We start from the raw sequence: 6,579 nt of genomic DNA, 5'->3' as shown, positions 1-6,579 counted from the left end.
GCGCCGCCGATCGGGTCGCCGCGGACGTGGCCACGCTGGACTATCCGGGGCCGCCGCGTCCGGTCACGGTCACGGTGCCTACTCCCGTGCCGCCCCCGCCCGTGCCTCCGCCTGCCCCGCTCCCGCCTGCCCCGCTGCCACCGCCGGCTTCTCCGTCGCAGGTCACGATCGTGCAGACCCCTCCGCCCGCGCCGCCGGGGGAGCTGCCAGCACCGGCCAATACGCGCGCGAAAACCGGGCCTCCGGTGAACCCGAACGGCAACAGCGACACCAACAGCGATGGGCAGGGCGAAAACGCTCAGGGCGGCGAGGGCTGATTCGCGGCCAGGTCCGAGGATCCCCCGCAATGAAGGGGTTTCACGGGCCGATCGGTGCGCTAACGTTTCCGGTACTGGGAGTGAACGACCGCCTACGTCAAGTGGCGCAGTACTGGTGAGGAGCGCGCATGAACGCCGAACTGGGGGCAACGCGGAACGGGCCGAGCACCGGCGATGAGGGACCGGCCGCGGTCGAGGCGGACGCGCCCGGCCGCGGCGACCCGGTGGAGGTCGGCCGGGTGGAGCCCGGGCGACCGTCCGCGGAGCCGGACGAGGACGAGGTCTACAGCCTCAAGGGCGATCACGGGTTCTTCGACGCCGAGCAGTGAGCCGCGCGGGCGCGCGGGAGGGATCAGCTGCGGGCCCGGCGAGTCCGGTCGCTCGGCACATGGGTGATTCCTCCTGGTCACGTGGGGTCCGCGGCGCGCTCGACCATGATCATTTCATCGTGCCCGGCGGGGTCGGTCGCCGGGCGCGATGACGGGCGCGCCGTGCTCGCGCGCCGCGCTGATCGGCTTCCGCTGGACGGGCGTCGTGGCATCCGTGTGACCTGCGGCGACGACGCCGGTGTCGCTCAACCGCCCGGAAATCGGACAGATCGGAAGAGTTTTCTGCGAGGTTAGTGCACTTCAGCGCCATTGTTGGTAGTAGTTGCACCGGCCCTAGTGCCCGTGCACCCCTCGTACGGGCCGCCCGATGGGTCAGGCGGCGGAATCTTCCCCGGAATCCCCGTCTCGCAAGCCGGACCCGCGTGGAACCCGGTGCGCGAGGGTCGGTACCGTCGCCGCACCGATCAAGAGAAACCCCACATCACGGAGGACATGGTGGCCCTTCCCCAGCTGACCGAGGAGCAGCGGGCAGCAGCATTGGAAAAGGCGGCTGCCGCCCGTCGCGCCCGAGCAGAGCTCAAGGAGCGCCTCAAGCGCGGTGGAACCAGCCTGGCCGAGGTACTGGACACCGCCGACAACGACGAGGTCCTGGGCAAGATGAAGGTCTCCGCGCTGCTTGAGGCCCTTCCCGGCGTGGGCAAGGTCCGCGCGCAGCAGATCATGGAGCGGCTGGAGATCGCGAACAGCCGCCGGCTCCGCGGGCTGGGTGAGCGGCAGCGCAAGGCGCTGCTCACCGAGTTCGCCGCCGAGTGAGCGACGCCGCATCCGGTGTCGAGCCGGGTCCGGTCCGCCCGTCCGGACCGGCCCGGCTCACCGTCGTTTCGGGTCCTTCCGGCGTCGGCAAGTCCAGCGTGCTCGACGAGCTGCGCAGGCAGGCGCCCGAGGTGTACTTCAGCGTCTCGGTGACCACCCGGCGCCCGCGCGAGGGCGAGGTCGACGGGGTGCACTACCACTTCGTCCGGCCCACCGAGTTCGAGCGGATGGTCGCCGACGGCGAGATGCTGGAGCACGCCCGCTACGCGGGCAACCGCTACGGCACGCCGCGCAACCCCGTCGAACGGGCGTTGGCCACCGGCCGCGACGCGGTGCTGGAGATCGAGCTGCAAGGCGCCCGCCAGGTGCGGCGTTCCATGCCGGAAGCCCAGCTGGTCATGCTGCTCCCGCCGTCCTGGGAGGCGCTGGTGCAGCGGTTGACCGGGCGCGGCACCGAAGATCCCGAGGTGGTGCGCGCCCGGCTGGAGACCGCGCGGCAGGAGCTGGCCGCCGAGCCGGAGTTCGACGCGACCGTGGTCAACGCCGACGTCCGGGCCGCGACCAGCGAATTGGTACGATTGGTGACCGGTCGCGGAGCCGGTGGGGCCGATCCGGATCCCGGTAGGGGCGCCGGAGGCCCAGCAGTCGGTGACACAGCAGTCGAAGGGCCGGACGGCGGTGGTCGGCAAGCGGGAGCTTCGCCGGGCACCGAGGACACCGAACGGTTCGCCTAGGCCGCTGCGCCGGGGCGCCGGGGTCGCAGCACCGACCGCGACCACCCGGCTCGCCGGACCCGACCGCCCCGGACCAGCGGCCCTGATCAACGGACCGGGGCACGAAACCCACACAGCAGCAGGAGCCACCACGTGACCACGCCGAATTCGCTCGCCGCCCTCAACACCCAGTCCCAGCCGTCCTCGGCGGAGGGCATCACCAACCCGCCGATCGACGACCTGCTGGAGCAGGTCAGCTCGAAGTACGCGCTGGCGATCTACTCGGCCAAGCGCGCCCGGCAGATCAACGACTACTACGCCCAGCTCGGCGAGGGCCTGCTGGAGTACGTGGGTCCGCTGGTGGAGCCGGGCCCGCGGGAGAAGCCGCTGTCGATCGCGCTGCGCGAGATCCACGCCGGCGTCCTCGAGCACACCGAAGGCGAGTGAACCTCCGGTAGGTAGCTGTGGCACAGCAAGCGCAGCGCCCGCGGGTCGTGCTCGGGGTCAGCGGCGGCATCGCGGCCTACAAGGCGTGCGAGGTGCTGCGCGGCCTCACCGAGTCCGGGCACGACGTGCGGGTGGCGCCCACCGAGGCGGCGTTGAACTTCGTGGGTGCCGCGACGTTCGAGGCGCTGTCCGGGCATCCGGTGCGCACCGGCGTGTTCACCGATGTCGACCAGGTGCCGCACGTGCGGCTGGGGCAGGAGGCCGACCTGGTCGTGGTCGCGCCCGCCACCGCGGATCTGCTCGCCCGCGCCGCGCACGGGATGGCCGACGACCTGCTGACCTCGACGTTGCTGACCGCGCGCTGCCCGGTGCTGATGGTCCCTGCGATGCACACCGAGATGTGGGAGCACCCGGCGACGCAGCACAACGTCGAGCTGCTGCGCAGCCGCGGCGTGGTGGTCGCGGAACCGGCCAGCGGCAGGCTCACCGGCGCCGACACCGGCAAGGGGCGGTTGCCCGACCCGGTCGAGATCGTCGATCTGGCGCGGTTGCTGCTGACCTCGGCCACCGCGTTGCCGCGGGACCTGGAAGGGCGGCGCGTCGTGGTCACCGCCGGGGGCACGCGGGAGCCGCTGGACCCGGTGCGCTACCTCGGCAACCGGTCGTCCGGGCGGCAGGGTTACGCGCTGGCCCGCGTCGCCGCGCACCGGGGCGCGCAGGTCACGTTGATCTCGGCGCACACCGCGGATCTCGTCGAGCCCGCCGGCGTGCGGGTGGTGCAGGTCGGCACCGCCGAGGAGCTGCGGGATTCGGTGCTGGCGGAATCCGAGGGCGCGGACGCGGTGGTGATGGCGGCCGCGGTCGCCGACTTCCGGCCGATCGACCTCGCGCAGCACAAGATCAAGAAGGCGGATGCGGATCCGGCGCCGGTGAAGCTGACCCGCAACCCGGACATCCTCGCCGAGCTGGTCGCGGCGCGTCGCACCGGTGGTTCCACGGTCGGCCTGGTGGTCGGATTCGCGGCCGAGACCGGGGATCCGGACACCACGGTGCTCGATCACGGCAGGCGCAAGCTGGACCGCAAGGGCTGCGATCTGCTGGTGGTGAACGCGGTCGGGGACGGCAAGGCGTTCGAGGTGGAGGACAACGCGGGCTGGTTGTTGTCCACCGACGGCACCGAGACGCCGATTCCGCACGGGGCCAAGTCGCTGCTTTCGGCGACCTTGTGGGACGCGGTCAGCCGCAGGCTCGCTTCCGGCGCGGAAGCCTGAGCCGCGGGCTCACTTTCGAAGGTGATCGCTGCTGACGGGGCGCGTTAGCAGCGCCCCGCGTGGCCTTCAGCGCGCGGGAACCACCGGGAAGATGTGCGCCTTCCACGATTCCGAGATCTCCGACCAGTCGTAGTAGGACGTGGGGATCGGTGCTCGGCGTCGGGTCCGCCTTGTCACGGCGAACCATCGAAGCCTGCCGCAACGACATGCTCCCGGACACGCCGGTGCGTGTCGCCGGGCACGTGGCGAAGTCGGTGCGCGGGGCGGTGTGCCACCATTCCGGGTGGTCGCAAACAACCAGGAAGAGGAGGCTTCGTCGCGATGTGCGGTGGTCAGCGCCATAGCGGGTTCCGCTCGCCGCACCAGGCGGGTGGAACGCTCCGCCATCCCGGCTGAGCCGGGACCCCACCAGCCCACCGAATCGACGAAGGATCATCCATGCTCCGGGTCGCCGTGCCCAACAAGGGATCGCTGAACGGTCCCGCCGTCCAACTGCTCTCCGACGCCGGTTACCGCGTGCACCGCGACAACAAGGCGCTGTTCGCCACCGACGCGGCCAACGACGTGCAGTTCGTCTTCCTGCGTCCCACCGACATCGCGCGCACCGTCGGAACGGGAGTGCTCGACGTCGGCATCACCGGCCAGGACCTGCTGCGCGCCGCCGGGACCGACACCACGACCCAGGAACTGCTGCCGCTGGACTTCGGGGTGTCGCGGTTCTACTTCGCCGCACCCGCGGGCCGGCTCGACGATCTGAAGGACCTCGACGGCAAGCGGGTGGCGACCTCGTTCGGCGCGCTGGTGACCGCGGCCGCGGCCGATCTCGGCATCGACGTGCAGGTGATCGAGCTCGACGGCGCGGTGGAGACCGCGGTCGACCTCGGCCTGGCCGACGCCATCGCGGACGTGGTGGAGACCGGCGCGTCGCTGCGCGAGGCAGGGCTGGAAACCGTGGGCGAGCCGATCCTGCGTTCCGAGGCGGTGCTGGTGCGCGGCACCCGCGACCCGTTGTCGGCCGACAGCGAGCAGGCCGTCGAGGTGCTGATCCAGCGGCTGCGCGGCGTCCTCATCGCGCGGCAGTACGTGATGATGGACTACAACTGCCCCACCGAGACGCTGGAAGCCGCCCGCAAGATCACTCCGGGCATGGAGTCGCCGACGGTTTCGCCGCTGGACGAGCACGGCTGGGTGGCGGTGCGGGTGATGGTGCCGCGCAGGCGCGCGCAGTCGATCATGGATCAGCTTTGGGCGGCCGGAGCGCGGGCGATCCTGGTGACTCCGCTCGAGGCCTGCCGCCTCTGACCGACCGCCGACACGCGCACCCGCCGCCCGATCAGGGCCGACTTCCCGGAGTGAGCGGACCGTTGGTTCGACTAGATTGGTCGAACGGTCCGTTCACTCCTGGTGGTCCCGCGTGGTCCAGCACTGGCCGACACACCCGCGGATCGCTAGATCCGGGCCGACTTCTCGGAGTGAGCGGACCGTTGGTCCGGCTAGATTGGTCGAACGGTCCGTTCACTCGTGGTGAAAAGCGGGGTCAGGGCATCGCGAAGTTCTGCTGGCGCCACGCCTCGTAGACGGCGACGGCTGCCGAGTTGGCCAGGTTCATCGAGCGGATGCCGGGCAGCATCGGGATCCGCACCCTGGCGGTGATCCGCTCCGAGTCCAGCACCTCCGGCGGCAGACCGGTCGACTCGCGGCCGAACAGCAGCACGTCGCCGGGGCGGTAGGAGACCTGCTCGAACGAGGTCTCCGCGGAGGACGTGAACGCCACGATCCGTTTTGGCGCGAGATCGCGCAGCAGCGCCTCCCAATCGTCGTGCACGTGCAGCGCGGCGCGGTCGCGGTAGTCCAGCCCGGCCCGGCGCAGCTTCGCGTCCGCCACGCTGAACCCCAGCGGCCGGACCAGGTGCAGCGCGCACCCGGAACCGGCGACCATCCGGACCGCGTTGCCCGTGTTGCCGGGGATCTCGGGGTGGTGGAAGACGACTTGGAACACCGGGGTCCTTCCCGCCGCGGACTCGTTGCAGGAGGCATCGTAATGATCCCGCAGGCCCGGGCGGACCGTCCGGGCGTCGGTGCGCTCTGGTAGAGAAAAGGGCATGGCCCCGCGGACGACGAGCGACGCCGCGCGCACGGCTGCCGCGACGTCTCCGGTGGCCAGCGTGCTGGTGGAGGTCGCGCTGCCGGTGCACCTGGACCGCACCTTCGACTACCTCGTCCCGGAGCGGCTGGACGGCGAGGCCGTGCCCGGCTGCCGGGTGCGGGTGTCGTTCCGCAACAAGCTCGTCGACGGATTCCTGCTGGAGCGCAAGGAAACCTCCGAGTTCACCGGCTCGCTGCGCTGGCTGGAGCGGGTGACCTCCTCGGAGGTCGTGCTACCGCCCGGGCTGCTGGAGCTGTGCCGGGCGGTGGCCGCCCGCTACGGCGGGATGCTCGCCGACGTGGTGCGGCTGGCGGTGCCGCCGCGGCACGCGCGCGCCGAGAAGCAGGTGCTCGAACCCGCGGCGACGCCGCCACGGCCGCCGAGCGAACCCTGGTCCCGGTACCAGTGGGGTCCGTCGCTGCTGGACGCCGTGCATGCGGGCAGACCGGCCCGCGCGGTGTGGCAGGCGCTGCCCGGTGAGCAGTGGACCGACCGGCTCGCCGAGGCCGCCGCGACCGCCGCCTCCGCCGGGCGCGGCGCGCT

Annotated in this window: 7 protein-coding genes and 2 pseudogenes; 8 read left to right on the top strand and 1 reads right to left on the bottom strand. The window is 71.6% G+C overall.

What is annotated here, in order from left to right:
- The 7 genes and pseudogenes from IJH84_RS16910 to hisG form a co-directional block, all read left to right on the top strand.
- Positions 1-317: pseudogene (locus IJH84_RS16910) on the top strand (hypothetical protein); the annotation flags it as partial.
- Positions 318-445: 128 nt separating this feature from the next.
- The gene (locus IJH84_RS16905) at positions 446-646 is read left to right on the top strand and encodes a hypothetical protein (RefSeq protein ID WP_200069791.1); all 201 of its coding nucleotides are present in this window, start codon (positions 446-448) and stop codon (positions 644-646) included.
- Positions 647-1,141: 495 nt separating this feature from the next.
- Positions 1,142-1,459, top strand: coding sequence for an integration host factor, actinobacterial type (mihF, locus tag IJH84_RS16900; protein ID WP_184484996.1), 318 nt, complete (start codon positions 1,142-1,144; stop codon positions 1,457-1,459).
- Complete coding sequence (gmk, locus tag IJH84_RS16895; protein WP_295146093.1) at positions 1,456-2,193, top strand: guanylate kinase; 738 nt, start codon at positions 1,456-1,458, stop codon at positions 2,191-2,193. Before mihF ends, gmk begins: the two co-directional genes overlap by 4 nt.
- A 132-nt stretch (positions 2,194-2,325) precedes the next feature.
- Positions 2,326-2,619 (top strand): DNA-directed RNA polymerase subunit omega, encoded by a 294-nt coding sequence (gene rpoZ, locus IJH84_RS16890; RefSeq protein WP_200069789.1) that lies wholly within the window; start codon positions 2,326-2,328, stop codon positions 2,617-2,619.
- 17 nt (positions 2,620-2,636) lie between these two features.
- Positions 2,637-3,890, top strand: coding sequence for a bifunctional phosphopantothenoylcysteine decarboxylase/phosphopantothenate--cysteine ligase CoaBC (coaBC, locus tag IJH84_RS16885; RefSeq protein ID WP_295146089.1), 1,254 nt, complete (start codon positions 2,637-2,639; stop codon positions 3,888-3,890).
- Between the two features lie 438 nt (positions 3,891-4,328).
- Positions 4,329-5,192, top strand: a complete 864-nt coding sequence (hisG, locus tag IJH84_RS16880) for an ATP phosphoribosyltransferase (RefSeq protein ID WP_200069788.1) — start codon at positions 4,329-4,331, stop codon at positions 5,190-5,192.
- A 235-nt stretch (positions 5,193-5,427) separates the two neighbouring features.
- Here the strand turns inward: hisG and IJH84_RS16875 are convergent, their stop codons facing one another.
- Positions 5,428-5,889 carry a tRNA (cytidine(34)-2'-O)-methyltransferase gene (locus IJH84_RS16875; protein WP_295146086.1) on the bottom strand — a complete coding sequence of 154 codons (462 nt, stop codon included), beginning with the start codon at positions 5,887-5,889 and terminating at the stop codon, positions 5,428-5,430.
- Between the two features lie 103 nt (positions 5,890-5,992).
- On the opposite strand from IJH84_RS16875, the pseudogene IJH84_RS16870 reads away from it, so the two are divergent.
- Positions 5,993-6,579, top strand: a pseudogene (locus IJH84_RS16870) (primosome assembly protein PriA); the annotation flags it as partial.

The sequence above is a fragment of the Saccharopolyspora sp. genome, assembly GCF_017434145.1.
GTDB lineage: Bacteria > Actinomycetota > Actinomycetes > Mycobacteriales > Pseudonocardiaceae > Saccharopolyspora_C > Saccharopolyspora_C galaxeae.
The sequence above is the reverse complement of the archived record's forward strand: the minus strand, read 5'-3'. Positions and strand labels throughout refer to the sequence as shown.